25 protein-coding genes and 2 riboswitches are annotated in these 24,866 nt (G+C 36.1%); of the genes, 10 read left to right on the top strand and 15 right to left on the bottom strand.

What is annotated here, in order from left to right; genetic code table 11:
- Positions 1 to 149: 149 nt before the first annotated feature.
- The 3 genes from CS937_RS19135 (at position 150) to mnmM (ending at position 2,269) form a co-directional block, all read left to right on the top strand.
- Positions 150 to 812, top strand: coding sequence for an amino acid ABC transporter permease (locus CS937_RS19135; protein WP_099160052.1), 663 nt, complete (start codon positions 150 to 152; stop codon positions 810 to 812).
- Positions 809 to 1,531: an amino acid ABC transporter ATP-binding protein gene (locus CS937_RS19130; protein ID WP_099160051.1), complete on the top strand. Its 723-nt coding sequence runs from the start codon at positions 809 to 811 to the stop codon at positions 1,529 to 1,531. Before CS937_RS19135 ends, CS937_RS19130 begins: the two co-directional genes overlap by 4 nt.
- Positions 1,532 to 1,705: 174 nt before the next feature.
- Positions 1,706 to 2,269, top strand: coding sequence for a tRNA 5-(aminomethyl)-2-thiouridylate-methyltransferase MnmM (gene mnmM / locus CS937_RS19125; RefSeq protein ID WP_099160050.1), 564 nt, complete (start codon positions 1,706 to 1,708; stop codon positions 2,267 to 2,269).
- A 42-nt stretch (positions 2,270 to 2,311) separates the two neighbouring features.
- On the opposite strand, the gene CS937_RS19120 is transcribed toward mnmM, so the two are convergent.
- Entirely contained in the window at positions 2,312 to 3,376 is a 1,065-nt protein-coding gene (locus CS937_RS19120; RefSeq protein ID WP_245835809.1) for a tetraprenyl-beta-curcumene synthase family protein, read from the bottom strand.
- Positions 3,377 to 3,448: 72 nt separating this feature from the next.
- Here CS937_RS19120 and CS937_RS19115 point away from each other — a divergent pair, with 72 nt between their 5' ends.
- The gene (locus CS937_RS19115; protein ID WP_099160049.1) at positions 3,449 to 3,976 is read left to right on the top strand and encodes a gamma carbonic anhydrase; all 528 of its coding nucleotides are present in this window, start codon (positions 3,449 to 3,451) and stop codon (positions 3,974 to 3,976) included.
- A 62-nt stretch (positions 3,977 to 4,038) separates the two neighbouring features.
- On the opposite strand, the gene asnB is transcribed toward CS937_RS19115, so the two are convergent.
- Complete coding sequence (gene asnB / locus CS937_RS19110) at positions 4,039 to 5,922, bottom strand: asparagine synthase (glutamine-hydrolyzing) (RefSeq protein WP_099160048.1); 1,884 nt, start codon at positions 5,920 to 5,922, stop codon at positions 4,039 to 4,041.
- A gap of 127 nt (positions 5,923 to 6,049) precedes the next feature.
- Positions 6,050 to 7,249 carry a methionine adenosyltransferase gene (metK, locus tag CS937_RS19105; protein ID WP_099160047.1) on the bottom strand — a complete coding sequence of 400 codons (1,200 nt, stop codon included), beginning with the start codon at positions 7,247 to 7,249 and terminating at the stop codon, positions 6,050 to 6,052.
- Between the two features lie 124 nt (positions 7,250 to 7,373).
- Positions 7,374 to 7,480, bottom strand: a riboswitch (SAM riboswitch).
- A gap of 190 nt (positions 7,481 to 7,670) precedes the next feature.
- On the opposite strand from metK, the gene pckA reads away from it, so the two are divergent.
- Positions 7,671 to 9,263 carry a phosphoenolpyruvate carboxykinase (ATP) gene (gene pckA / locus CS937_RS19100; protein WP_099160046.1) on the top strand — a complete coding sequence of 531 codons (1,593 nt, stop codon included), beginning with the start codon at positions 7,671 to 7,673 and terminating at the stop codon, positions 9,261 to 9,263.
- 165 nt (positions 9,264 to 9,428) lie between these two features.
- Here pckA and CS937_RS19610 read toward each other — a convergent pair whose 3' ends face one another.
- Both CS937_RS19610 and CS937_RS19270 read right to left on the bottom strand, forming a co-directional pair.
- Positions 9,429 to 9,575 (bottom strand): hypothetical protein, encoded by a 147-nt coding sequence (locus CS937_RS19610; RefSeq protein ID WP_176555893.1) that lies wholly within the window; start codon positions 9,573 to 9,575, stop codon positions 9,429 to 9,431.
- Between the two features lie 96 nt (positions 9,576 to 9,671).
- Entirely contained in the window at positions 9,672 to 9,857 is a 186-nt protein-coding gene (locus tag CS937_RS19270; RefSeq protein WP_141554381.1) for a hypothetical protein, read from the bottom strand.
- Positions 9,858 to 10,273: 416 nt separating this feature from the next.
- On the opposite strand from CS937_RS19270, the gene CS937_RS19095 reads away from it, so the two are divergent.
- The 3 genes from CS937_RS19095 to CS937_RS19085 are packed head-to-tail and all read left to right on the top strand — an operon-like array spanning position 10,274 to position 12,891.
- Entirely contained in the window at positions 10,274 to 11,272 is a 999-nt protein-coding gene (locus CS937_RS19095) for an ABC transporter substrate-binding protein (protein WP_099160045.1), read from the top strand.
- A gap of 13 nt (positions 11,273 to 11,285) precedes the next feature.
- Positions 11,286 to 12,101, top strand: coding sequence for an ABC transporter ATP-binding protein (locus CS937_RS19090; RefSeq protein WP_099160044.1), 816 nt, complete (start codon positions 11,286 to 11,288; stop codon positions 12,099 to 12,101).
- Positions 12,085 to 12,891 (top strand): ABC transporter permease, encoded by an 807-nt coding sequence (locus CS937_RS19085; protein WP_099160043.1) that lies wholly within the window; start codon positions 12,085 to 12,087, stop codon positions 12,889 to 12,891. Before CS937_RS19090 ends, CS937_RS19085 begins: the two co-directional genes overlap by 17 nt.
- Before the next feature lie 63 nt (positions 12,892 to 12,954).
- On the opposite strand, the gene ytkD is transcribed toward CS937_RS19085, so the two are convergent.
- From ytkD to CS937_RS19040, 9 genes are all read right to left on the bottom strand, one after another.
- Positions 12,955 to 13,440 carry an RNA deprotection pyrophosphohydrolase gene (gene ytkD / locus CS937_RS19080; protein ID WP_099160042.1) on the bottom strand — a complete coding sequence of 162 codons (486 nt, stop codon included), beginning with the start codon at positions 13,438 to 13,440 and terminating at the stop codon, positions 12,955 to 12,957.
- 29 nt (positions 13,441 to 13,469) lie between these two features.
- On the bottom strand, positions 13,470 to 14,027 hold the full coding sequence (locus CS937_RS19075) for a hypothetical protein (RefSeq protein ID WP_099160041.1): 558 nt from the start codon (positions 14,025 to 14,027) through the stop codon (positions 13,470 to 13,472).
- A gap of 143 nt (positions 14,028 to 14,170) precedes the next feature.
- Positions 14,171 to 14,497 carry a hydrolase gene (locus CS937_RS19070; RefSeq protein ID WP_099160040.1) on the bottom strand — a complete coding sequence of 109 codons (327 nt, stop codon included), beginning with the start codon at positions 14,495 to 14,497 and terminating at the stop codon, positions 14,171 to 14,173.
- A 129-nt stretch (positions 14,498 to 14,626) separates the two neighbouring features.
- Positions 14,627 to 15,457 carry an ABC transporter ATP-binding protein gene (locus CS937_RS19065; RefSeq protein WP_099160039.1) on the bottom strand — a complete coding sequence of 277 codons (831 nt, stop codon included), beginning with the start codon at positions 15,455 to 15,457 and terminating at the stop codon, positions 14,627 to 14,629.
- Between the two features lie 197 nt (positions 15,458 to 15,654).
- Positions 15,655 to 17,115, bottom strand: coding sequence for an o-succinylbenzoate--CoA ligase (locus CS937_RS19060; RefSeq protein ID WP_099160038.1), 1,461 nt, complete (start codon positions 17,113 to 17,115; stop codon positions 15,655 to 15,657).
- 105 nt (positions 17,116 to 17,220) lie between these two features.
- A complete protein-coding gene (gene menB, locus CS937_RS19055; RefSeq protein WP_099160037.1) occupies positions 17,221 to 18,039 on the bottom strand; it encodes a 1,4-dihydroxy-2-naphthoyl-CoA synthase in 819 nt (272 codons plus the stop codon).
- A gap of 52 nt (positions 18,040 to 18,091) precedes the next feature.
- A complete protein-coding gene (menH, locus tag CS937_RS19050) occupies positions 18,092 to 18,895 on the bottom strand; it encodes a 2-succinyl-6-hydroxy-2,4-cyclohexadiene-1-carboxylate synthase (RefSeq protein WP_099160036.1) in 804 nt (267 codons plus the stop codon).
- A 4-nt stretch (positions 18,896 to 18,899) separates the two neighbouring features.
- The gene (gene menD, locus CS937_RS19045; RefSeq protein ID WP_099160035.1) at positions 18,900 to 20,642 is read right to left on the bottom strand and encodes a 2-succinyl-5-enolpyruvyl-6-hydroxy-3-cyclohexene-1-carboxylic-acid synthase; all 1,743 of its coding nucleotides are present in this window, start codon (positions 20,640 to 20,642) and stop codon (positions 18,900 to 18,902) included.
- A gap of 2 nt (positions 20,643 to 20,644) precedes the next feature.
- On the bottom strand, positions 20,645 to 22,030 hold the full coding sequence (locus CS937_RS19040) for an isochorismate synthase (RefSeq protein WP_099160034.1): 1,386 nt from the start codon (positions 22,028 to 22,030) through the stop codon (positions 20,645 to 20,647).
- Positions 22,031 to 22,181: 151 nt separating this feature from the next.
- Here CS937_RS19040 and CS937_RS19035 point away from each other — a divergent pair, with 151 nt between their 5' ends.
- Both CS937_RS19035 and CS937_RS19030 read left to right on the top strand, forming a co-directional pair.
- Positions 22,182 to 23,117: a 1,4-dihydroxy-2-naphthoate polyprenyltransferase gene (locus CS937_RS19035; RefSeq protein WP_099160033.1), complete on the top strand. Its 936-nt coding sequence runs from the start codon at positions 22,182 to 22,184 to the stop codon at positions 23,115 to 23,117.
- Between the two features lie 18 nt (positions 23,118 to 23,135).
- Entirely contained in the window at positions 23,136 to 23,513 is a 378-nt protein-coding gene (locus tag CS937_RS19030) for a hotdog fold thioesterase (protein ID WP_141554384.1), read from the top strand.
- Positions 23,514 to 23,717: 204 nt separating this feature from the next.
- Here CS937_RS19030 and CS937_RS19025 read toward each other — a convergent pair whose 3' ends face one another.
- A complete protein-coding gene (locus CS937_RS19025) occupies positions 23,718 to 24,305 on the bottom strand; it encodes an ECF transporter S component (RefSeq protein WP_176555892.1) in 588 nt (195 codons plus the stop codon).
- Between the two features lie 166 nt (positions 24,306 to 24,471).
- Positions 24,472 to 24,623: riboswitch (FMN riboswitch) on the bottom strand.
- Between the last annotated feature and the right edge of the window lie 243 nt (positions 24,624 to 24,866).

The raw sequence follows: 24,866 nt of genomic DNA, 5'->3' as shown, positions 1-24,866 counted from the left end.
CAAGTCAGTTAGTATTTCATTAAGATATAACCAGAAGCAGAAAATTAGTTCTATTTTAATTTAAAAGGGGTGTAACCATCCAATAGTTACACCCTTTTTCTACTTTACAAAAATAAAAATGATATAAGTTTTTTAGGAGAGGTGAAAGAATGATAGGAAGATTTAATTGGGCTGGGGTTGTTGAGTTTTTACCACAATTGGCAACTGGTTTATATTATACCCTCCTAATCTCAGTAGTTGGACTATTAATTGGTTTTATACTAGGGGCCATCTTCGGATTAGGAAGGATATCTAAAAACAAACTTGTTTATTTTGTATCTAGTTTTTACATAGAAGTTTTACGCGGTACGCCAGTTTTGGTTCAAGCAATTTGGATATTCTTTGCATTGCCATTAATAATTGGGTATAACTTCGATTCAATCACTGCAGGTATTATCGTAATTGCATTGAATTCCGGGGCATATATTGCAGAAATAGTTCGTGGTGCTGTTATGTCAATTGAGAAAGGACAGATGGAAGCAGGACGTTCCCTTGGATTAGATCATGGTAAAACAATGCGTTATATTATTTGGCCACAGGCATTTAAACGAATGATTCCCCCATTAGGAAATCAATTTATTATCAGTATTAAGGATACATCACTTTTATCAGTTATCCTTGTTCCAGAACTAATTTTCCAAGGTCGTTTAATTGCAGCAAATCACTTTAATGCTGTTGAAATATACACAACTGTAGCTTTATTTTATCTAGTTATAACGTTAAGTTTATCATTTATTTTACGCATTGTAGAAAGAAGGTTAGATATTCAATGATTGAGGTAAATAATCTTCATAAAAAATTTGGAAATCTAGAAGTTTTGAAAGGCATTAATTGCCAAATCAAACCAAAAGAGGTCGTCTGTGTAATTGGACCCAGTGGTTCAGGTAAAAGTACCTTCCTACGCTGTTTAAATATGTTGGAAGAAATAACTAGCGGAGATGTTGTTGTTGATGGAAATCAGTTGAATGATTCTAAAACAAACATTAATGAAGTACGGACAGAGGTCGGTATGGTGTTTCAGCAATTTAATTTATTTCCACATAAAACAGTTTTAGCCAATATAATGCTTGCTCCACAAAAAGTAAGAAATTTATCCACTCAAGAAGCAAAGGAACGTGCTCTTGCATTATTAAAAAAAGTTGGATTAAGTGATAAAGCCACTATGTATCCTAGTCAATTATCTGGTGGACAGCAACAGCGTGTAGCTATTGCACGTGCACTCGCGATGGAACCAAAAGTCATGCTATTTGATGAACCAACCTCTGCACTGGATCCAGAATTGGTAGGTGAAGTACTTGAGGTAATGAAAAAATTAGCACTTGAAGGTATGACGATGGTTGTAGTAACTCATGAAATGGGATTTGCTAGAGAAGTAGGTGATCGAGTACTGTTTATGGATGAAGGGATAATTGTTGAAGAAGGTAATCCAGAGCAAATCTTCACAAACCCACAATCTGAAAGAACAAAAGGATTCTTAAATAAAATATTATAATAGAATCCGAAAAACAGGGTTAGTAGTTATAAAATAGGCTGTTTGTTCCGTTTTTTGCGATTTCATCGCAGTTGGGACAAGCAGCCTTTTTAAAATTTAATCCGAAAAAAATGTCATCAACACCACCTTTTGATACAATAAACATTATCCCTAACCAAAAGGACTGAATATAGCATGATAAAACGTATTATTGATTTTTCACATCAATTATTGAGTGATACTGTACAAAAGAACGACACCGTAATAGATGCTACTGCCGGTAATGGAAATGACACTTTCTTTCTTAGTAAACTTGTTGGTGAAAAAGGACATGTAATCGCTTTTGACATACAAAAGCAAGCAATTTCAACCGTACATGAGATGTTAAAACAACACCATATAACAAACACACAAGTCATTCACGATAGCCACGAAAATGTTTCGAACTATTTAGATGGAGTCAAACAATTAAGTGGAGCGATATTCAATTTAGGTTACTTGCCAAAAGGTGACAAAACCATCATTACCCACGGTGAATCAACGGTAAAGGCGATACAATCAATGTTTGATTTTCTAAAGGTTAACGGCATAATTGTACTTGTAATCTACCATGGTCATGAAGGTGGAAAACAAGAAAAAGAAATACTACTGCAGTATGTCAAAAATCTTAGCCAGAAGACATATAACGTTTTACAATATGGATTCATAAACCAAAAAAATAACCCACCATTTATCATTGCAATCGAAAAAAGATGTTAATTGGTTTAAATAGTTCAAAGCAACGCACTGCTTTGAACCATTTTAGCTTGAAATCATTTGATACATTCTTGTGTTCCAGTAAAAGAATCTGCCATTCCTCCCGCTTGCCTGTAATAGGCTTCTTCTTATTTTATTACCACTTTCAAGATTTTGAACTTTCTTATCCCCTAAATAAAGACCGACCAAGCCACTAACAACCATTTTGTGAAATTCAGGGTTGGGCATATATTGCACGAATTGACTTGCATTATTAATGAAATAAACAAATCGTTTTTCCATGTGTTTGTAGTCCATATAATAACTACAGAAGTTTAAATCACCCTCATCAATATCTTCTTGTTGATCAATATAATAATCAAGTAAAATATGTAACCCTTGCATAAATGGAAAATAGCAATCACTTATCTTTTTCGCTAATTCTTCGGTCATTTTTCCACCAATTGTATAGGATACAAGGCAAAATATACCGATTGTTGATCCACTAGCAGCGGAAAATTCATACCATTCCAATTTAGCTGCTTTCCCCTTATGGATACTAAACCATTCCTGTAACCTCGGGATTCTTTCTTCTACTTTTACATGTTTATGTACTTGTAAGTCATTGTATAGTGCATTCAAGGACACAATATAATCTTGAATATAGGAAAATCCAGGTAGATACCTTAACGTACTTTGTGCGGTTTTTACTAATTCAACTAAATAACCACCGTCATTTTGCTCTTTGCGTAACGCATAATAATTTTTCACGCTATTTTCCGGTGACAGCGCATCGACCATTGATTGGTGAAGTAAACGAAAATCATTTGGATCTAATGAAGTACTACGGTCACATAGATTATCTAAGTAATCACTTATCGTTTGAAAGGCAACGATAAAACGAACTGCCTCTTTACGCCTTTCACCAGCTAGTAAAGCATAAATAGAGCCACCCTGACAATGGAAGCGTTTTGCATCTAAACTTGCTAATGCTTGCATACGTAATTCTCGATTTGGAATTTTCTCCGCCCTTTTTGTCCAATAATACAGCTCTCTTTTTACTTCGGGGAAAATTTTTCGATATACGTGTATCATTAATGGTAATGCTGAATTCGGTACGCCTGCTGACAAAGCGTTTCCTCCGTTCCCATCCTACTTTTTTGCTATACTAATTATATCATCATATTTAATAGGAGGAAGCAAATGATACACCTTTATAAAAATATAACACCTCAAATCGATAAATCTGTTTTTGTTGCAAAGGATGCGACCATTATCGGCGATGTAACCATCGGAGAAAATTCAAGTATCTGGTTTAATACCGTAATCCGTGGTGATGTTGCACCAACCAGAATTGGTAAACGTGTTAGTATACAGGATCTTACCATGATTCACCAAAGCCCAAATCAACCGGCTATTGTTGAGGATGATGTTACAATTGGACATCAAGTGACATTGCACGGCGCAAAAGTAAAAAGGAAGGCACTGATTGGCATGGGTTCCATCATCTTAGACGGTGCTGAAATAGGAGAAAATGCATTTATTGGAGCAGGTAGTTTAGTTCCTCCAGGTAAAACAATACCTGCCCATACATTAGCATTAGGAAGACCCGCTAAAGTTGTGCGAGATCTAACAGAAAAGGATTACGAGGAAATGGATCGCGTCCGAAAATCATACGTAGAAAAAGGACAGTACTATAAGAACAATACTGATTTAGGTATTGAATTTTAAACGCTCTTCTCCCTAAATTATTGATGCTGAAGTTAAGCTAGCCATTTGTTAACTTCAGCTTTTTAATTTTGTAACTTAATTAATGCCTCTTTATCATACCTGTTTTCTACAAAAATTTGATGCCACAGCATAAACATCAACACGGTCCAAATTTTTCTGCTATAGTCCCTCTTCCCGCAACAATGCGTATTGAGTAAATCAAGAATATATGGTTTATTTAACAAGTGATCAGTCTGACTTTCTTGTATTAATTGCTTCGCCCAGCCATTCAACTCATTTCTTAACCAATGACGGATTGGTACTGGGAAACCTAGCTTTTTACGGTCAAGAACATGTATGGGAATAATACCTCGAAAAGCCTCCCGTAAGATGCTTTTCGTAGTACCACTAACAACTTTTAGTTCGACTGGAATTTCACTAGAAACGCGAAATACTTCTTTATCCAAAAATGGTACCCTTAATTCCAATGAGCTTGCCATTGTCATTCTATCTGCTTTTAACAAAATATCCCCACGCAACCATGTACAAATGTCAATATATTGCATTTGAGTAACAAATGGTTCTTTTTCAACGATATCAAACAGTTTATTCGTTATGTGCTGATATAAAATGTTTTCTTTATATTGCTTGAGAACAAATAGCTTTTCTTCATTTTCAAACATTTTAGCATTTCCAATATATCGATCACGTAAAGGCGTAACTCCGCGCAATATATAGCTTTTGCCTTTAACACCATCAGGTAGCAAATTGGCAACTTTTGCTAAAAGATTTTTTGTATGCGCTGGCAAAAAACTGAAAACTTTTAGTGACGTTGGTTCACGGTATATATTGTATCCTCCAAATAATTCATCAGCCCCTTCACCTGACAAAACAACCTTAACATGCTTTTGAGCTTCTCTCGCAACAAAATATAACGGAACACATGATGGATCGGCTAATGGATCGTCCATATGCCACATAATTCTAGGTAGTTCCTTTACATACTCTTCAGGCGTAACGATATATGAATAATTATCAACGTTTAATTTTTCAGCCGTTTTCGTTGCAACATCAATCTCAGAAAACCCTTCATCCTTAAACCCGACAGTAAATGTTTTTAGACTTGGATTTAATTCCCGAGCAAGTGCAACGATAATAGACGAATCAATTCCACCAGATAAAAATGCACCAACTGGAACATCACTACGCATATGAACCTTTACGGAATCCTGCAATGTAGTTCTAATTCGCCTGATCCAATCTGACTTATCCATTAATACAGGATTGAACGTTGCTTGCCAATACCGTTCAAATAAAATTTCTCCTTTAGGTTTTTTCATTAAATATGTACCTGGTTCAACTATTTCAATACCTTTTGTCATGGTCAATGGTTCAGGTACAAATTGAAAGCTTAAGTAGTGCTGTAATGCTTCATGACTTATTTCTCCTTTTCCCATCATTAATTGAATACTCTTCTTTTCAGATGCAAAAATAATACGTTCATCTGTTTCATAATAATACAATGGCTTAATACCGAATCGATCACGTGCCCCGTACAACGTATCATTCTCTTTGTCCCACACCAGAACCGAAAACATTCCACGTAAGTACTTAAAAGCATTCTCTTTATATTTACAGAATAACGTAGCAATGACTTCCGTATCGGAGTCTGTGATGAACTCATACCCTTTAACCTGTAAACATTCACGTAGTTCTACATAATTGTAAATCTCACCATTAAAAACAATCCATATTTTTCCATCATTATAGCTAAATGGTTGGTGTCCGCCCTCTATATCGATAATACTTAAACGCCTAAATCCAAATGAAACATAGTCATCATGGTAATAGCCTTCATCATCTGGCCCTCGATGTTTTATTAAATTGTTTTGTAGTTTTAGCACGTTTAATTGATTGGTAGTCATTTTCTTAGGTATATTTCGTACTTCACCAATAAATCCACACATATATTCTCCTCTTCCATTCTTTTATTCACAACAATTTTATGCTTACGAATATATAGTGTGATCTATTATTAATTTTTATCACAAAAAAACACGGATACAATTAGAAGTAACCGTGTTTTTCATCGTTTTATTTTTCCACTAATGCTTTCAATTCTTCAACCTTATCCGTTCTCTCCCATGGGAACAAAATATCTGTTCTGCCAAAATGTCCATAGGCAGCTGTATTTCTAAATATTGGTCTTTGTAAATCAAGCATACGGATAATTCCTGCTGGTCGTAAATCAAACAATTCACGAACTGCTTCAACCAATTTTTCTTCACTAACAGTACCAGAACCAAATGTATTAATTGCAATCGATACAGGTTCAGCAACACCAATTGCATAGGCTAATTGAACTTCACATGTATTTGCCAATTTAGCAGCAACAATATTTTTAGCAACATAACGTGCCGCATATGCTGCTGAACGGTCAACTTTTGTCGAATCCTTACCACTGAATGCTCCCCCACCATGGCGGGCATATCCTCCATATGTGTCAACAATGATTTTACGGCCAGTTAGCCCTGCATCACCCTGTGGACCGCCAATAACGAAGCGACCTGTTGGGTTAATGAAATACTTTGTAGTTTCATCTAATAAATTTTCAGGTACAACTGGACGAATAACATGTTCGATCAAATCATTTTCGATTTGCTCTGTAGTGATATCTTGATGATGTTGTGTAGAGATAACAATCGTATCAACTTTAATAGGATTATCATTTTCATCATATTCTACTGTTACTTGTGTTTTTCCGTCAGGACGTAAGTATGCAAGTATCTCATCTTTTCGCACATCAGCCAAACGTTTTGCCATTTTATGCGCAAGTGCTATTGGTAGCGGCATTAATTCCTCTGTTTCATCACATGCAAAACCAAACATTAATCCTTGGTCACCTGCACCAATTGCAGCAATTTCTTCATCTGACATTTTACCTTGTCTTTTTTCCAGTGCGGTATCTACACCACCAGCAATGTCAGCAGATTGTTCATCAATTGCTGTTAGAACAGCACATGTTTCAGCATCAAAACCAAATTTTGCACGGGTATAACCGATATCTTTAATTGTTTGTCTAACTATTGCAGGAATATCTACATAAGTTGTAGTAGAAATCTCTCCTGAAACTAATACTAATCCTGTAGTTACAGTAGTTTCACATGCAACACGAGCATTTGGATCTTTTGATAAAATTTCATCCAAAATTGCATCTGAAATCTGATCACAAATTTTATCTGGATGTCCTTCCGTTACAGATTCGGACGTAAATAAACGACGATTTGAAGCCATATGGCTAAATCCTCCCTTTAAAATATGGTACGGAACTCTATTTATCTTTTTCAGCTATATTCTTACCTTTTGAAACAAAAAAAGCCCTTCCTACAAATCTGAGGAAAGGAGTTGTGACCTTTCGCTCTTATTGCTCAAGGAAATATCCTTGCATCAGGTTAGCACCTTTTCACAAATGTGACGGTTGCTGGGCTTCATCGGGTCTGTCCCTCCACCAACTCTGAATAAGAGAGTCCGTTCGGAATTTATCGTAACGAATTAGCTGTGCTATGTCAACTTATTTAGGGTAAACAGGTACAAAATATTAGTTTTTAAATAAAATACTTTATTAGTATGGATTATTAAAATTAATGTGTTATACTAATAATCAGATTTAGAAAGTTGGACATAACAAAATCCATCATAAAAGGAAGGTATCATTATGAAATCGGTGGAAGAAACTTTATTATTACAAGATCTATTCACACACAAAAACATTCAAAATAATTTATCTGTACCGCGATTAGTTGAGAAGATATTATCCAGTAACGAAGGTATCCTAACTGCAACAGGTGCAATTCAAGCAACTACAGGAAAATATACTGGTCGTTCACCTAAAGATAAATTTATTGTCAAAGATGACATTTGCGAAAAGTTCATTGACTGGGGTCTTGTTAATCAAGCAATTGATGAAGATAAGTTTGAACAACTTTATGAGAAAGTTATTGCATATTTAAAAAACAAAAAAGAATTATACTCATTTAAAGGATTTGCTGGAGCCGATCACAAACATCGTTTACCTATTCAAGTAATCAATGAATATGCATGGCATAATTTATTTGCTCGTCAATTATTCATTACACCAACAGAAGAAGAACTAAAAACACATAGATCTGAATTTACAGTAGTATCTGCTCCAACATATAAGGCAGATCCTACAGTCGACGGAACGAATTCAGAAACATTCATTCTTGTGTCATTCAAAAGACGCATAGTTTTGATTGGTGGAACAGAATATGCCGGGGAAATTAAAAAATCTATTTTCTCTGTCATGAATTATATACTTCCACAAAAAGAAATACTTTCTATGCACTGTTCAGCAAATGTTGGCCAGGAAGGTGATGTCGCATTATTCTTCGGTCTTTCTGGAACAGGAAAAACAACATTATCTGCAGACCCATATCGTCGTCTAATCGGGGATGATGAACATGGTTGGAGCCCAAATGGTGTGTTTAATATAGAGGGAGGTTGTTATGCAAAATGTATCAACCTATCTCAAGAAAAAGAACCTCAAATTTTTAATGCAATTCGCTTTGGTAGCGTATTAGAAAACGTATTAATCGATGATAAGTCACGACTTCCAGATTATGATGACACATCACTAACAGAAAATACGCGAGCAGCGTATCCAATCGAAAACATTGATAACATCGTATCACCTAGTGTGGCTGGTCATCCGAATACGATTATCTTTTTAACCGCTGATGCATCTGGTACATTACCTCCAATCAGCAAATTGACAAAAGAACAAGCAATGTACCACTTTTTAAGTGGATATACAAGTAAGTTAGCAGGTACAGAGCGCGGTGTTACTGAGCCACAAGCAACATTCTCAGCATGTTTTGGTTCACCATTTTTACCACTCGCGCCATCAACATATGCAAAAATGCTTGGTGAAAAAATTGATCAGTTCAGCACAAATGTATTCTTAGTAAATACCGGCTGGACTGGTGGATCCTATGGTGTAGGAAATCGCATGAAACTCTCATACACTAGAGCAATGGTTCACTCTGCATTAGAAGGAGAACTTAATACCGTTGAAACTGTAAAAGATGACATCTTTGGGCTTGAAATCCCAATGCATGTACCTGGGGTACCAGATGAAGTGTTGGTACCGAAAAATACTTGGGCAGACAAAAACGCCTACGATGAAGCAGCTAAATCACTTGCTATGAAATTTCACAATAACTTTAAAAAATTCACCCAAGCAAGTGATGATATTATTCAAGCAGGACCGATTTATAAACCGGAATAAATAGTGTTTCCTCATCCTAAATGGATTTTTATATATGAAGGAAAAGCGTATCGCCATATAATGCTGGCAACCGATCTCTAAATATGGAGATCGGTTTTTTTATGAATGCTCTATTCATATATTTTTTTCTGTTTACTACGTAGTTTCAGTAAAATACGACGTAAGTTATCTTATGTAGCTATTATTCCCACAGCCAGTATACACTACGATTTCCGGAGCAGCTGCTATTCTTGCTCCCCTGCCGATATTCCTGCTCTCCTGCCGATGTTCACGCTCTCCTGCCGATATTCCTGCTCTACTGCCGATGTTCACGCTCTCCTGCCGATATTCCTGCTCTCCTGCTGATGTTCACGCTCTTCTGCCGATATTCCTGCTCTCCTGCTGATGTTCACGCTCTCCTGCTGATGTTCACGCTCTCCTGCCGATGTTCACGCTCTCCTGCCGATGTTCACGCTCTCCTGCCGATATTCCTGCTCTCCTGCTGATGTTCCTGCTCTCCTGCCGATATTCCTGCTCTCTACTGCTGATGTTCACGCTCTCCTGCCGATGTTCACGCTCTCCTGCCGATATTCCTGCTCTACTGCCGATGTTCACGCTCTCCTGCCGATGTTCATGCTCTTCTGCCGATATTCCTGCTCTCCTGCTGATGTTCCTGCTCTCCTGCCGATATTCCTGCTCTCCTGCTGAAATTCACGCTCTCCTGCTGAGCATCATCTCCCCAGGATGTCTAGTATGAAAGTAAAATTTTTCGTCTTCTCGGCTTGGTGTTTATGTCGCAGTTTATGGTTTTCATATAAAAACTACAATCTTCAAAAGCATTATTGAAAAAACAAGACGAAATCGGTTATTTTCTCCGATTTCATCCCCTTCCGCTCGACCTTTAACTTTTGGTATCTAAATGACGCGGCCCATTGTTTGAGATTTTCTTAAAAATTAGGCGTTCACACATTTTCCATAAAAACATACACTATTTTGAAATAACCTATTTGAACATGAAAGGAACGAACAGCATGAGAAAGTTTAAGTATTTATTGCTTTTTTCTAGCATACTGCTAATTTTCCTATCTGCTTGTAATTCAAACAAAACGACTGAAAAAACATCAATTAAAATAGCTGAAGTAACACGATCATTATTTTATGCCCCACAATATGTCGCAATTGAAAAAGGGTTTTTTGAGGATGAAGGAATAGACGTCGAGCTACAAACAACATGGGGCGGTGACAAAACAATGACTGCTTTGCTTTCAAACGGAGCTGATGTTGCCCTTGTCGGTTCAGAAACATCCATTTATGTGTATGCGCAGGATTCTAAGGACTATGCAATCAACTTTGCACAGTTGACCCAAACTGATGGTACATTCTTAGTCGCAAAAGAACCTAAACCAGATTTTAAATGGGAGGATCTTAAAGGAAGTACATTTCTAGGTCAACGTAAAGGCGGCATGCCGCAGATGGTTGGAGAATTTGTGCTTAAAAAACATGATATCGATCCCCATGCAGACCTAAATCTGCTGCAAAACGTTGATTTCGCTAATATTCCTGGTGCTTTTGTATCCGGTGATGCTGAATATGTTCAATTATTCGAACCAACTGCTAGTATTTTTGAAAAAGAAGGAAAAGGCCATATTATCGCTTCCTTCGGCGAGGAATCAGGGCACGTACCATACACTGTATATATGGCTAAACAAAGTTTCTTGGATGAAAATGAAGAAGCAATAAAGCGTTTTACCAAGGCAGTTTATACAGCACAACAATGGGTACAGGAACATTCAGCAAAAGAAATTGCTGAAGTAATCCAGCCATATTTTGAAGATACTGAATTGGATATGCTCGCTTCATCTATCGATCGTTATAAGAGTCAGGGTTCTTTTGCAACAGATCCGATTTTAGATGAAGAAGAATGGAATAATCTGAAAGATATCATGAAAGAAGCTGGAGAATTACCAGCGGACGTTCCTTATGCAGAGCTTGTTAATACCAAGTTTGCAGAGGAAGTTATCAACAACTAAGGAGGGGAAGTCAGTGTCATTTCTTACCTTAGATCATGTTTCACATCACTATTTTTCTAAAAATAATTATACAAAAGCATTAGATAATATATCTTTTTCGGTAAAAGATGGAGAGTTTATTGCTTTACTTGGTCCTAGTGGCTGTGGAAAATCAACGATTCTATCAATTATTGCAGGAATCATAAAACAAACTGCCGGAGAAGTTCTGTTAGAAGGAAAATTAATCAATGACTCTGACCTCGCAATTGGTTATATGCTGCAACAGGACTATCTGTTTCCTTGGAAAACGATTAAAGAAAATAGTTTAATTGGTCCTAAAATTGGCCGCTCAAAAACTTCAGAAGTAGAAAATGAAGCATTAAAGATGCTTAAAGAAGTTGGTTTATCTAATGTTGCAAATTCATACCCAAACGCTTTATCTGGCGGGATGCGACAACGTGTAGCATTAGTAAGGACTCTTATAACAGATCCTAAAATATTACTTTTGGATGAACCGTTTTCTGCCCTTGATTATCAAACTAAACTTAAATTAGAGGATTTAGTTTCACAACTTTTACGTTCGTATCATAAAACTGCTGTATTAGTCACTCACGATATCGGTGAGGCTATCTCGATGAGTGACCGAATACTAGTAATGGATTCCAATCCAGGATCTATTGCTAAAATATTTGAAGTTCCGCTCGAGCTAAGAAACGAAACACCATTTTTAGTCCGTAAACATCCAAAATATCAAATTTTGTTTGATAGGATTTGGGATGAATTAAATAAAAATGAATCAACCTCCGGACAAACAAAGGTGGTGTCAAATCAAAATGAATCCCAAATCTGATCTTTATCTGTTTGAAAACTATAAAAATAAATTAAAACGTGAGAAGAAAATAATTATATCTTGGCAAGTTATTATCTTAATTAGTTTTTTTGCGATCTGGGAGATTGCCAGTAGATTATATTGGGTTGATCCATTATTATTTAGTTCTCCTTCGAAAGTTGTTGACTTACTAATTAGTAAATTTTCCGATGGATCCATTCTACCCCATGTACAAGTAACTTTGTTTGAAACAGTACTTGGATTCATATTAGGTACGATTCTTGGGATTATCATTGCCACTTTGCTATGGTTCTCAGATAGACTCTCCAAAATTATGGATCCCTATCTAGTTATTATGAATGCTATGCCTAAGGTTGCATTAGGACCAATTATTATCGTAGCTCTTGGTCCTGGTTATGTATCCATCATAGCAATGGGGGCAATCATCTCCGTTGTCATCACGACCCTAGTTGTTTATTCAGGATTTAGGGAAGTGGATCCTAATTACGAAAAGGTTTTAAAAAGTTTCGGAGCAAGTCAAATACAATGTTTTAAGGAAGCCATATTTCCAGCAACACTTCCTACAATGATTTCTACATTAAAAGTAAATGTTGGACTTTCGTGGGTTGGGGTGATTGTAGGAGAATTTCTCGTATCAAAACAAGGATTAGGATATCTGATTGTTTACGGATTCCAAGTGTTTGATTTTACTTTAGTAATGTCAAGTTTAATTGTCATAGCTATAGTTGCGGGTATCATGTACAAAATCGTTGAAAAAATTGAAAGCTGGTTAATCAAGCATACAGGTTAGATTTAGAAGCAAGAGATGTAAACAATTTGATTTTCTAATTTAATTACAAAGAATCGCCTCCAATCAAGAGCGATTCTTTGTTATGAAACCCGCTTTAATATGATCCATACAATTAGTTAAAACTCCATCCTTCATAATAAAACTATATAAATTATCCTTCTTTACATCATCTGGAATTGTTTCTAGCAGTACTGGCCCCTCTGTTTCATAATAGGTCTGTTGTTTAATTAAATCTTTAATTTCTGCAAAATATACATTTTTAATAATGTTGCCTCCTTTTCCCGCAACAAAATATTGTCCGATATAGTCTAAACTCAGGACGATGCCACCAGTTTCTTCTTTTACTTCTCGAATTGCCGCTTCTTCCGCAGTTTCGTTCTTTTCAACCTTACCACCAGGAAATTCCAATCCACGATCCTTATGTTTTGTTAACACCCATTTATCGTGAAAGTAACTTATTACCCATACATGTTTTGGTTGTTTTGAAAAAGGATGGTCAGCAAACGAAAGGGTTACTTCGTTATTGTAATAATCTCTAAACGTTATCATTATTTCAGCTGCCTCATTGTTAAGATTAGTTAGGAATATACAATGTCTGTGATTCTCCATTCGTTATCAAACGTAAATTCAAAAGCCACCGTATAATCACCATGAAAGTTAGATTTATTTTTTTGAACTACTTTTACTTTATTTTCTTCTAATTGTATCATATCATAATCATTCTCTTCATTTAACCAAGGTGGTAATTCTGTTGGAACAATGTATAAATCATTCTGTTTCTCATAGAAATAAAAGTCAACATATCTAGCAGCCACTTCTCTTAATGCAATTTCCTCAAAAGTATCTAACAAGTCATTTTTAGAACGATAATTAATTACTTTAAAATTATCGTCTGTTTCCTGAACTAATAAATCCTCGAACTTTTTTGTGATCTCGTTGACTTTTTTGTGTGTAAGTTTTCTTTCCGTTTGCTTCTTATCCAAATCGGGTACATTTCCCCTAGCTTGTTGATGATCTGCTGCATATTTATTATCAATTGCTGATGCTGTTTGTAAACCAGTTGTTTGGATTAAAAAAAATAAAGGTAAAATAATCGCGATTACTGTACTAAGCTTAAATAAATAGTTTGTCCTCATTTTCATCTCTCCTCAGGAAGTATATATACGTTTAACTTCGTAATACTATTCCTTTTCAGATAAAAAAGTAAACTCTCATTTGGACATATTATTAAAAAACAGGAATTTGATACCAATTCATCAAATTCCCTACACGTAATCATCTATAAATGCTTATCCGACAATACCCCCATTTTATCGATATGTGACTTAGTATGCTCGTCACCAAGGTCATAAATCATCTGGTAGGCTTCGGTGATGCCTATATCATAGTCATCATTTGATTCGTCATTATGGTAAGACATGATTGGTACATGCGATCGGAAAAATGCGCGAAAATCAGCATCATGCATATTTTCCATCTTCCCTCTTAACATTCTAACCTCATCGTCTGTAGCATAAATAATAAACTCTTCATTATTATTAAATTTTATTTGAGAAATTTCCTGGCTTCCCATATTAATATAATATTTCTTTTTGTCCTGATCCATCCCTTCTACACCTCCTATTTATTAATGTGGCTAAAATAGAAGGAATCATGCAGATGTCAAGGTAGAAGGTAAGAAAATCAGATAAAACTAAACCCATCAACACAACGACGTTGATGGGTTTAATCAATTTTAAGTTGTTTGTAATGCTGATTGTTGGGTCCTATTTGCAAAAATACAACGTCCTTTACCATGTGGAATACACATAGGCGTTCCAAACATTGGATCAAACGTAACGTCACATTTCATTTGGAAAACCTCATGAACTAAATTACATGTAACAATTTCTTCAGGTTTTCCTTGTGCAAACACCTTTTTATCTCTTATTGCAACAATATGATGTGCATAACGACATGCAAGGTTTAAGTCGTGTAAAACCATTACAACTGTACGCCCATCTTTTTCATTTAGTTCAAATAATAGATCAAGCACATCAATTTGATGCGTCATATCTAAATAAGTAGTTGGTTCATCTAGAAGAATTGTGTCTGTTTCCTGCGCCAATGTCATCGCAATCCATGCACGCTGGCGTTGTCCACCAGATAATGAATCAACTGAACGATCCTTTAAATCAAGCATGTTTGTAGCTTCAAGCGCATGATTAACAGCATTTTCATCATCTTTTGACCAAGATTTTAGAAAACCGCGATATGGATGTCTTCCTTGTTTTACCAGTTCCATTACAGTTAGCCCCTCAGGAGTGACAGGACTTTGTGGTAAAATGGAAAGTTTTTTAGCTACTTCCTTGGTGCCCATTTTTGCAATATCAGCACCGTCTAAAACAACATCTCCGCCTTTTGGCTTAAGTAAGCGTGCCAACGAACGAAGTAATGTTGATTTTCCACAGCCGTTCCCACCTATAAATACTGTAATTTCACCTTTAGGAATTGTTATATTTAAATCATCGATTATTATGTCTTCACCGTAGCCAAGCGTTAAATCATTTGCTGTTAACGTTTGCATTGGAATCTCTCCCCCACACGCATTAAAAACCACCTATACCGAAAAATATGTACGGTCGTTTTTTAATAAGTATTGTACTTATAGTTTATTGGGTTTTAAATCATTAGTCAATGATTTTGAGAATCATTTTCAATGAAATTTAAAAAAATTAACTTTAATGTTGTCATAAGGTGCATTATAAAGCACTTTTTCATATATTAATTATTTTTCATCCACTTTACTAGTTCATTCCGCACAAGCTTATTAGATGCATTTCTAGGTAACCTGTCAACAAAATATACTTGTTTTGGAATTTTGTATTTTGCTAAATAGTCACGGGCATATGTAATAACATCATTGCCGGTAATCATGTTATCTTTAGCTACTACAAATGCAACAGGAACTTGTCCCCATGTTTCATCATCTTTCCCTACAACTCCAACTTCGCTGAGCTGTTCAAGACCAGAAAGAACGCTCTCAATTTCTGTTGGATAGATGTTTTCACCACCAGATATAATCAGGTCCTTTCTTCGATCTACTACATACAAAAATCCATCATCGTCTAAATAACCTAAATCCCCCGTTGCAAGCCACCCATGCTGAAATGCGTTTGTAGTTGCAACCTCTTTATTAAAATAACCGTTAGCTACCATTGGGCCTTTAACGAAAATCTCTCCAACAGGATCATCTTTAGTACGCTCAATTTTTAATTGTGCAGGAAATAAGGGCTTACCTGCTGAGCCTAATTTTTTTAGCGCATCGGTCGGACTTAATGTCACAATTTGCGACGATGTTTCCGTCATACCATATGATTGAAAGACAGGTATATTATTTGCTTTTGCTTTTTCTAATAATGGTTTTGGAGCTGGTCCGCCACCAAGAAGCATACAACGAAACGCATCAGGATAATGATTTCTGCCTACTAATTCCACTAACCTTTTAAGCATTACCGTAACAACAGAAACAATGGTTACTCCCCGTTCCATAATCGCATCATGGACAACTTGTTCATTAAATTTTTCCACTAAATAGACAGGCATCCCATAAATGACACTTTTAATAAAAATGGACAACCCACCTATATGAAAAATCGGTAATGTTGCTAGCCATTTGTCTTTTGAATCTATACCTAAATTTAACGCAGACCCCATAGCGCTCCACCAATGGTTTCCGTATGTATGCATAACTCCCTTTGGAAACCCAGTTGTACCAGAAGTGTATATTATTGTAAATACGTCATCTAATCTAATTTCTGATTGTAGTTCAACTTGCCTTTCTTCAAGCTTGCCAATCTCGGAAAATGTCTTTACAGGTACAGAGAAATCCATCCCAACAACTTCTTTTTCAAGACTATCACATGTCAATACAACTGTGACATCTGCATCATTTAATTGATAGGTTAATTCTTCTTTTGTTAATCGTACGTTTAACATTACAGATACAGCACCAATATAGCTTAGGGCATGAATAGCAACAATCATGGAAGCATTGTTTGTTGATAAAATCCCTACATGAGATCCTTTCGTCACACCAAGCATTGCTAATCTTTTAGCAAAACGCTGACTTCTATCTTTTAATTCCGAAAAGGTAATAGTTTCCCCATTTACATGTTCTATTGCTAGTTGATCTGGTGCTAAATTAGCTTGTTTTGATAACCAATGTGGTATTACTTCAGGCATTTCAATTACCCCTATCTTTCTTTAGTTATATCATGATGAAAATAAGTATAATGAAAAAAGCCTTTGCCAACACGGGCAAAGGTTTTTCCAGCTATCAAATCTTGATCATGGAAAACGTGGGAATTGATCCCAGTTTGGTTTTCTTTTTTCTTTAAATGCATCTCGTCCTTCTTTTGCTTCATCTGTTGTGTAGTAAAGAAGTGTAGCATCTCCACCCATTTGCTGCAAACCTGCAAGTCCATCTGTAGCAGCATTAAATGAGGCTTTCAAGAAACGTAATGCAGTTGGTGATTTCTCAAGAATTTCCTTACACCATTGCAATGTTTCTTCCTCCAGCTTTTCAAGAGGCACTACTTTATTAACCATACCCATTTCGTAGGCTTCTTCAGCATTATACTGACGGCATAAATACCAAATCTCTCTGGCACGTTTTTGTCCAACCATACTAGCTAAATAACCAGCACCGTACCCAGCATCAAAGCTTCCTACTTTAGGTCCAGTTTGGCCAAACACAGCGTTGTCAGCAGCAATTGTTAAGTCACAAATAACATGTAGAACGTGTCCCCCTCCAATTGCATAGCCTGAAACCATTGCGATAACAGGTTTTGGAATTGTCCGTATTAAACGTTGTAAATCAAGAACATTTAAACGTGGGACCTGATCATCACCTACATATCCTCCGTGTCCTCGAACAGTTTGGTCTCCTCCAGAACAAAATGCTTTGTCTCCAGCACCCGCTAAAATAATGACACCGATTGATGAATCATCACGCGCATCTGCAAAAGCATCGATCATTTCATTCACTGTTAAAGGTGTAAACGCGTTATGCTTTTCAGGACGGTTCATCGTAACCTTTGCAACGCCATTATATTTTTCATAAATAATTTCGTTGTATTCTCTTACTAGTTCCCATTGTACAGTCATTGTTATTTCCTCCTTCTAAAATGCTACTATGTAGTTTTGCAACTCAACTATATTAAATTGTTGCATGAATAAACTCAGTTACCATTTTACCAAAAAAATCAGCTTGTTCCACATGAATTGCATGACCAGCATCTTCAACCACCACTAAACGACTTGATTGCAGGGATTTATCCATCCTTATATTTATTTGAACAAACTTTGTATCTAGCATACCTACAATTAATAAGACAGGTTTATTAAGTTGATCTAACTTGTGCCAACAAGATGGTTGTGAACCTGTTCCCATATACCGAAGCGACTGTGCTAGTCCTTCCTCGGTTTGCGCTAGACGTTCTTTGCGAATCGTTTTTCTTATTTTATCCGATAGCTTTTTTTGTGTTTCGAAAAGCGGTATGGACTCCCAAAAATCAACAAAATTTACAAGACCTTCACTTTTAATTCGTAAAGCAAGTTTTTCATCATGTGAAATTCTATTTTCACGCTCTTCAAGAAGCTCTAATCCGGGAGAAGCACTCTCAAGAGTTAACGTTTTAATATACTCGGGAAAAGCAATAGCAAATGAAAGTGCTGTCCTCCCACCCATAGAATAGCCAACAAGATGAATTTCTTGTAACTGTAAGTGTTCAAATAACCTCATTAAATCGTTGCAACACGTTTCCATAGAACGAGGCGTTTCAGTTTTTGTTTTACCATGACCAGGTAAATCAACTGTAACCAGTTGAAAATCAGATCGCCAGCTTTCCACAAATTTCTCCCAAGTTGATGAACTCCCCGTAAATCCATGTAATAAAACTATTGTTTGCCCTTCACCATCAATTTTATACCAATAGGATGCATCATTTACATTATAAAACAAACTATCAAACCTCGTTTGCTAGAATTTCTTTTTCAATAGCTTGCCACTTTTCTCTATGCCACTCCATATTTGTTTGACGGTCGGTTTTCACCTCGATAACAGAAAGACCTTTTTTATCATAATTAGTATGAAGCGTATGTTGTAAATCTATTGCATTTTTAACATAACTATACTGGCCGCCATACATTTCAACCGCCTTCTGAAAATCAATATCTAAAGGCGTACCAAACAAGCTTTCAAAGTGTTCTTTATAATTCACTTGTGGCAGGAAAGAAAAAATCCCTCCACCATTGTTATTGATTAACAAAATCGTAATATTTAAGTTATAATGTTTAGCTGCTAAAAGACCATTTAAATCATGGAAAAAAGATAAATCCCCCAATAATAGAGTTATATGCTCTCCCGTTGCTGCTGCTCCAACGCCACTGGAAACCATTCCATCTATACCATTTGCACCACGGTTAGCAAGTAAAGAAATAGTTTTAGATGTTGTCATAAAAAAAGTATCAACATCTCTAACGGCCATGCTGTTACCCACATATAAACTACTTTGCTTTGGCATAACCTCTAGCAAAGAGCGCACTGCATCGCCTTCTGTAAGCTTATCCTCCTCACTTTTCGCCAATAGATGTTTTTTCGCAACATGATTCATTCGTCTCCATTCTTCTAACCACGAAGAATTAAAGGATATATTGTTGGCAGTACAAACTAAATCTTCACAAAGAATTTTTGCATTTGCATAAATAAATTGAGAAGCATTTCCTGCAGGTTCCCGGTAACCAGCATTTTCTTCTACAATAAATTGTGGGATATCCTTATATTCTTTCACATAAAAAAGATACGCTTTTGAAACAGGCATTGCTCCGAAACGAATGATAAAGTCTGGCTTTAATTGCTTTCGTATCGATTCATTTCGTAAAAACGCATCATAGCCTTCAATTACATTTTCTTTGCTATGATTACCTGCTCTTACTTGAGACAATGGATCGGCCAAAATAGGTAGCTGCCATGTTGATGCTAGATGTACAACAGATTCTGCAAAACCTCCATCAACTTGTGGGCCACATACAATTAATCCTTTTTCTTTATTTTTAAGTTTATCGATTAATTGATTTAGGTGATCAGGATGTAATTTATATTCCCCATCGAATGTTGGATAAAACGCTTGTCCATTATTTTCTCCCCACAAATTTTTCAATGAAAAGTCTGGAATAAGTGGTTCTCGTACAGGAAAATTGAGATGAACGGGACCAGCATTACCTTCTCTCGCAACATGAATAGCCCGAGAGGCTTTACTTCTTACATAGGACAGCATTTTTGTATCGCCTTCAGGTAATGCCATTTCATGAAACCATTTAACATAGTCCCCATACAATTTTGTTTGTTCAATAGCTTGTGGAGCGCCAACATCCCTTAATTCATGAGGACGATCGGCCGTTATAACCACTAACGGAACCCTACTATAATGAGCTTCCACAATTGCAGGAAAATAATTAGCTGCTGCTGTTCCTGAAGTACAAACAAGAGCGACTGGGCGTTTGTTTTGCTTCGCCATACCTAAAGCGAAAAATGCAGCCGACCGCTCATCAATAATTACCCATTGTTTTACTTTGGGATGTTCCGTCATTGTCATGGCGATTGGTGTGGACCTAGAGCCTGGTGAAATAACTACTTCTGTTAAGCCACTTTTCACGAGCTCATCAACGAAATTTGCTGTATATCTTGTTAATGTTTCTGTATGTTCCATTATTAACCCCCTAAAACAGATAGCATTGGTAAGAATTTAATAGTAGTCTCTTCGTATTCTGCCTCAGGATCAGAGTCTTTTACAACACCACATCCAGCAAATAATGATGCTTCATCTCCTTGAATAAGTCCCGAACGAATTGCAACGGCAAATTCACCATTTTGATTACCATCCAACCAACCTATTGGTGCACCATACCAGCCTCTGTCCAATTGTTCATGCTCTCTAATAAATGTTAAAGATGTTTCTCTAGGAACCCCACCTAAGGCTGGTGTTGGGTGTAATTGTTTAATAATATCAAAAATACTATACCCGTTCTGAAGCGTTGCTCTAACAGGTGTAAATAAATGTTGTAAATTTTTTAAGGGATAGATAACTGGTTCATTAGGAATTTGTATATCAGTGCAATAGTCTTTAATAGCTTTTTTTATCATTTCAACTACAAAATCATGTTCTTCACGATTTTTCGAATCATGAAGTAAGTCCTTACTGATTCTCTCATCTTCAGAGCTTGTTTTTCCTCTTGGTGCTGTTCCTGCCAAACAAGTGGAAAGCAGCTGTCTATTTTCTAATTTTACAAGCCTTTCAGGAGTAGCTCCAACAAAACAATCGTCCCCATGTTCAAAAGCAAAAATATAGCTGTTCGTTTGGGATGTTATAAAATTTGATAAAATTGCTGTAATCTCCGCCTCTTTCGAAAGCTTCAATCGCATTTCACGTGCGAGTACTATTTTTTCCGCCTTACTTTGCTTGATTTCATCGGTTGCAAGTTGGACTACATTCTTCCACTGTTCTGGCTCTATCTCTTTTCTTGCTTTAATTGTAGCGCCATTAGGTAATTTTCCAGAGCTTTTTAACAAACGTTCTACTGACTGCTGTAATGCTTTAGCAAGTTGAACAGGGTGATCAGTTTTTGTTACTTGTACGTTAATTGTTAAAAATTGATTTGATTTATTCTTTGTTAAAATAAACTGCGGAATGATAAATTCACTATCGTCAAAATTGCACCACAGATTCGTTTTTTCTTTTTTAGGATCGAACGACATCCCCCCCATTGCTACCATCCCTGTACCGGGAGCATTAAATGGATTATGAATAATTGCTTCACTTAAAATTTTTCTCCACTGCTCTTCTGTTACTTGAAAGCGGTCTGTGTTTGCCCTAATTTTAAATGCAGAACCTACGCCAACCAAATAAAATTGATCTGAAGTGCTCGTCCAAAATGTACGGTCCATTTTTATATCTTTTGCAGATTCAAAAAAATAAAGTGGTTCTACACTATCTATTTCTTTCGTCATACTAATAAATTGTTTTTTATTGGTATCTCTTGCATTGGTGATAGCCTGTTCTAATAAGGACTCTAACAGCCCTTGCTTCGTCTCAATCATCTATATAAACCTCCGTTACACTAACAAATCATAAAACTATCATTTCTATTTTATTCTCTTTTTCAATGTTTCTCAAGAAATCATAATTGACACCCTATGACGATTTGCCTAAACTTAATGTGATATTGTAGTAAACAGGGGAGAGAACATCATGCAAACAACAAATAATTCAACTATTAAACAAGCCTTAAATGAAAAAGGTGGGTTTCAAATTTGGTGGCGTTTATTACGTCCACACACGTTAACAGCATCGTTTGTACCTGTTTTTGTTGGTACAATGCTTGGATATGTAGACGACTCATTTAATATATTCTTATTTTTAGCAATGTTACTTGCTTCTATGCTTATTCAAGCTGCTACCAATATGTTTAATGAATATTATGATTATGTTCGCGGACTCGATAACGAAGAATCTGTAGGAATTGGCGGTACAATTGTCCGTGATGGTATTTCAGCTCAGACCGTTTTACGACTCGCCCTTGCATTCTTTGGAATTTCTATATTACTTGGGGCTTATATTTGTATGGAATCAAGCTGGTGGATTGCAGTTATTGGTTTGGTAAGTATGCTATTTGGTTATTTATATACTGGCGGTCCTTTCCCAATAGCTTACACACCATTCGGAGAAATTTCAGCTGGTTTTTTTATGGGAACCGTAATTATTGGTATAAGTTATTACATTCAAACACTAACAATCACCAGTACCGTTATTTGGATATCAATTCCAGTAGCTATTTTTATCGGAAGTATTATGCTATCTAATAATATACGGGATTTAGATGGTGATAAAGAAAATGGCCGTAAAACAATCGCCATTTTAATAGGACGGAAAAATGCAATTCGCTTTCTAGCTCTTTTGTTTATTACTGCATATGTATTAACAGTTTACTTTGTCATTAGCAGTATGCTTCCAATTTGGTCATTGATTACCCTTTTAAGTGTTATAAAAGCAATTGAAGTAATTAATAAATTTCAAGGAAAAACCAAACCAATTGAAATGCTTCCTGCAATGGTCGCAACGGGAAAAACAAATACTATCTTTGGATTTTTATTAGGATTGTCACTGCTAATCAGTAAGTTTATTTAGGGAGACGATAGGATGGATATGAAGAATACACTAATGGAATCATTAGGAATCGAAGTGAACACACTTGAGAAAGATTTAGTAATCATGAAAATGCCTGTTGACGAAAGGACATATCAACCAGCAGGATATTTACACGGTGGTGCAAATGTAGCACTTGCCGAAACTGCTGCAAGCATTGGTTCCTATGTAAATGTAGACTCCGAAAAATTTAACGTATTCGGTATCGAAATAAACGCAAACCATGTAAAAAGTAAACGGGAAGGTATCGTTACAGCCAAAGCAATCCCCCTTCATAAAGGAAAAACGACGATGGTTTGGGAAATTAAAATTGTCGATGAAACGAATAATCTAATCTGTGTATCACGTTGTACGATAGGAATTGTTGCGAAGAAATAATAATTTCATAAAGAGGATTTTTTTAAATAAGCACTAAACAACGTAAACATTTTTGAAAGGCGCTTACATGATTTGAGATCGAAACTTGATCAACAAATTACTACGTGTCCCCTACTCTACCCTAATAAACCTGTCGTGCATTAACCGACTATGATAATATCCATCAAAGAAAAAGCTAATCCTCACAGGATTAGCTTTCGTATTTTATAATACATTTACTTGTTTCTGTTCAATCCAACTACGCATTTTAATAAATACTGGAACAAATAATGCTCCGACTATAATACCTTTTATTGCGTTGAATGGTAAAATTCCTGCTATTACTGTATACCATTTAACACTTTCAATTTTCATCTGTTCCATTCCCATAAACCATGCATATATAGGTAAAAATACAAGATAATTTAATATACTCATGCCGATTGTCATGATAACTGTACCAACAACTAAACCTAATACAATACTTTTAACACTTTTATATTTATGGTACAAAACAGCTACAGGTATGATAAACATGACACCCGCCAAGAAATTTGATGTTACCCCTACAGGTTCACCACCGCCAATAGCTAAATACAGGACATTTTTAATCGCTTCTACAATTACACCGGCAAGCGGTGAAAAAATTAGTGCAGCTATTAAAGCTGGGATATCACTAAAATCAATTTTTAAGTATCCAAATCCCGGTAACACAGGAAAGTTCAAAAGAAATAATAAGAGCGAAATAGTCCCCATTAATGCTAAAACAATTAGTTTAAATAACTTTGATGATTGCATATTTGTTTTTTTCATCATCAACTTCCTCCTTCATCTATTATCGATTCCCATCTCGTGATGAAGGATAGGCTTATTTCCTGCACTCTTTTTAAACATCAAAAAACCCTAAAACCTAATGGGGCTATAGGGTATATAAATATATACAGGAAAATAAAGGCGCAGAACGCACCAATTTTCAGCTCGACATCTTCTCCCATCCAGACTGTAACTGTCGGTCCTGGACTCACACCAGGTCAGCCGCTTAGCGAGATGCTTTTGCGGGTCACGGACTTAGAACAAATAATGCTGTTCATTACCGTCGGTCGGGAATTGCACCCTGCCCCGAAGATGGAATCGATATGTTATTGTTAGATGTATTATACAATGGTTTCGTCAGTTTGAAAAGAGATATGTTTGGATCTCTTTAATTTGTAATTTTTGTTGCTTTTTAACCTTGTAGTTTACAGAAAATGCGACGTAAGTTAATACTAAAGTCGCCGTTCCGGAAAATACACTCGCTAGTCCGGGTGAGTGGAGGTGGTGACTCCTGCTCAGAACAGCACGTGCCCGAAGACCCAGCAGAGTGATTTTTTTGAG

Source organism: Virgibacillus ndiopensis (genome assembly GCF_900187325.1).
Lineage (GTDB): Bacteria > Bacillota > Bacilli > Bacillales > Amphibacillaceae > Virgibacillus_E > Virgibacillus_E ndiopensis.
Note: the sequence above shows the minus strand (reverse complement) of the source record. Positions and strands in the feature narration are given on the sequence as shown.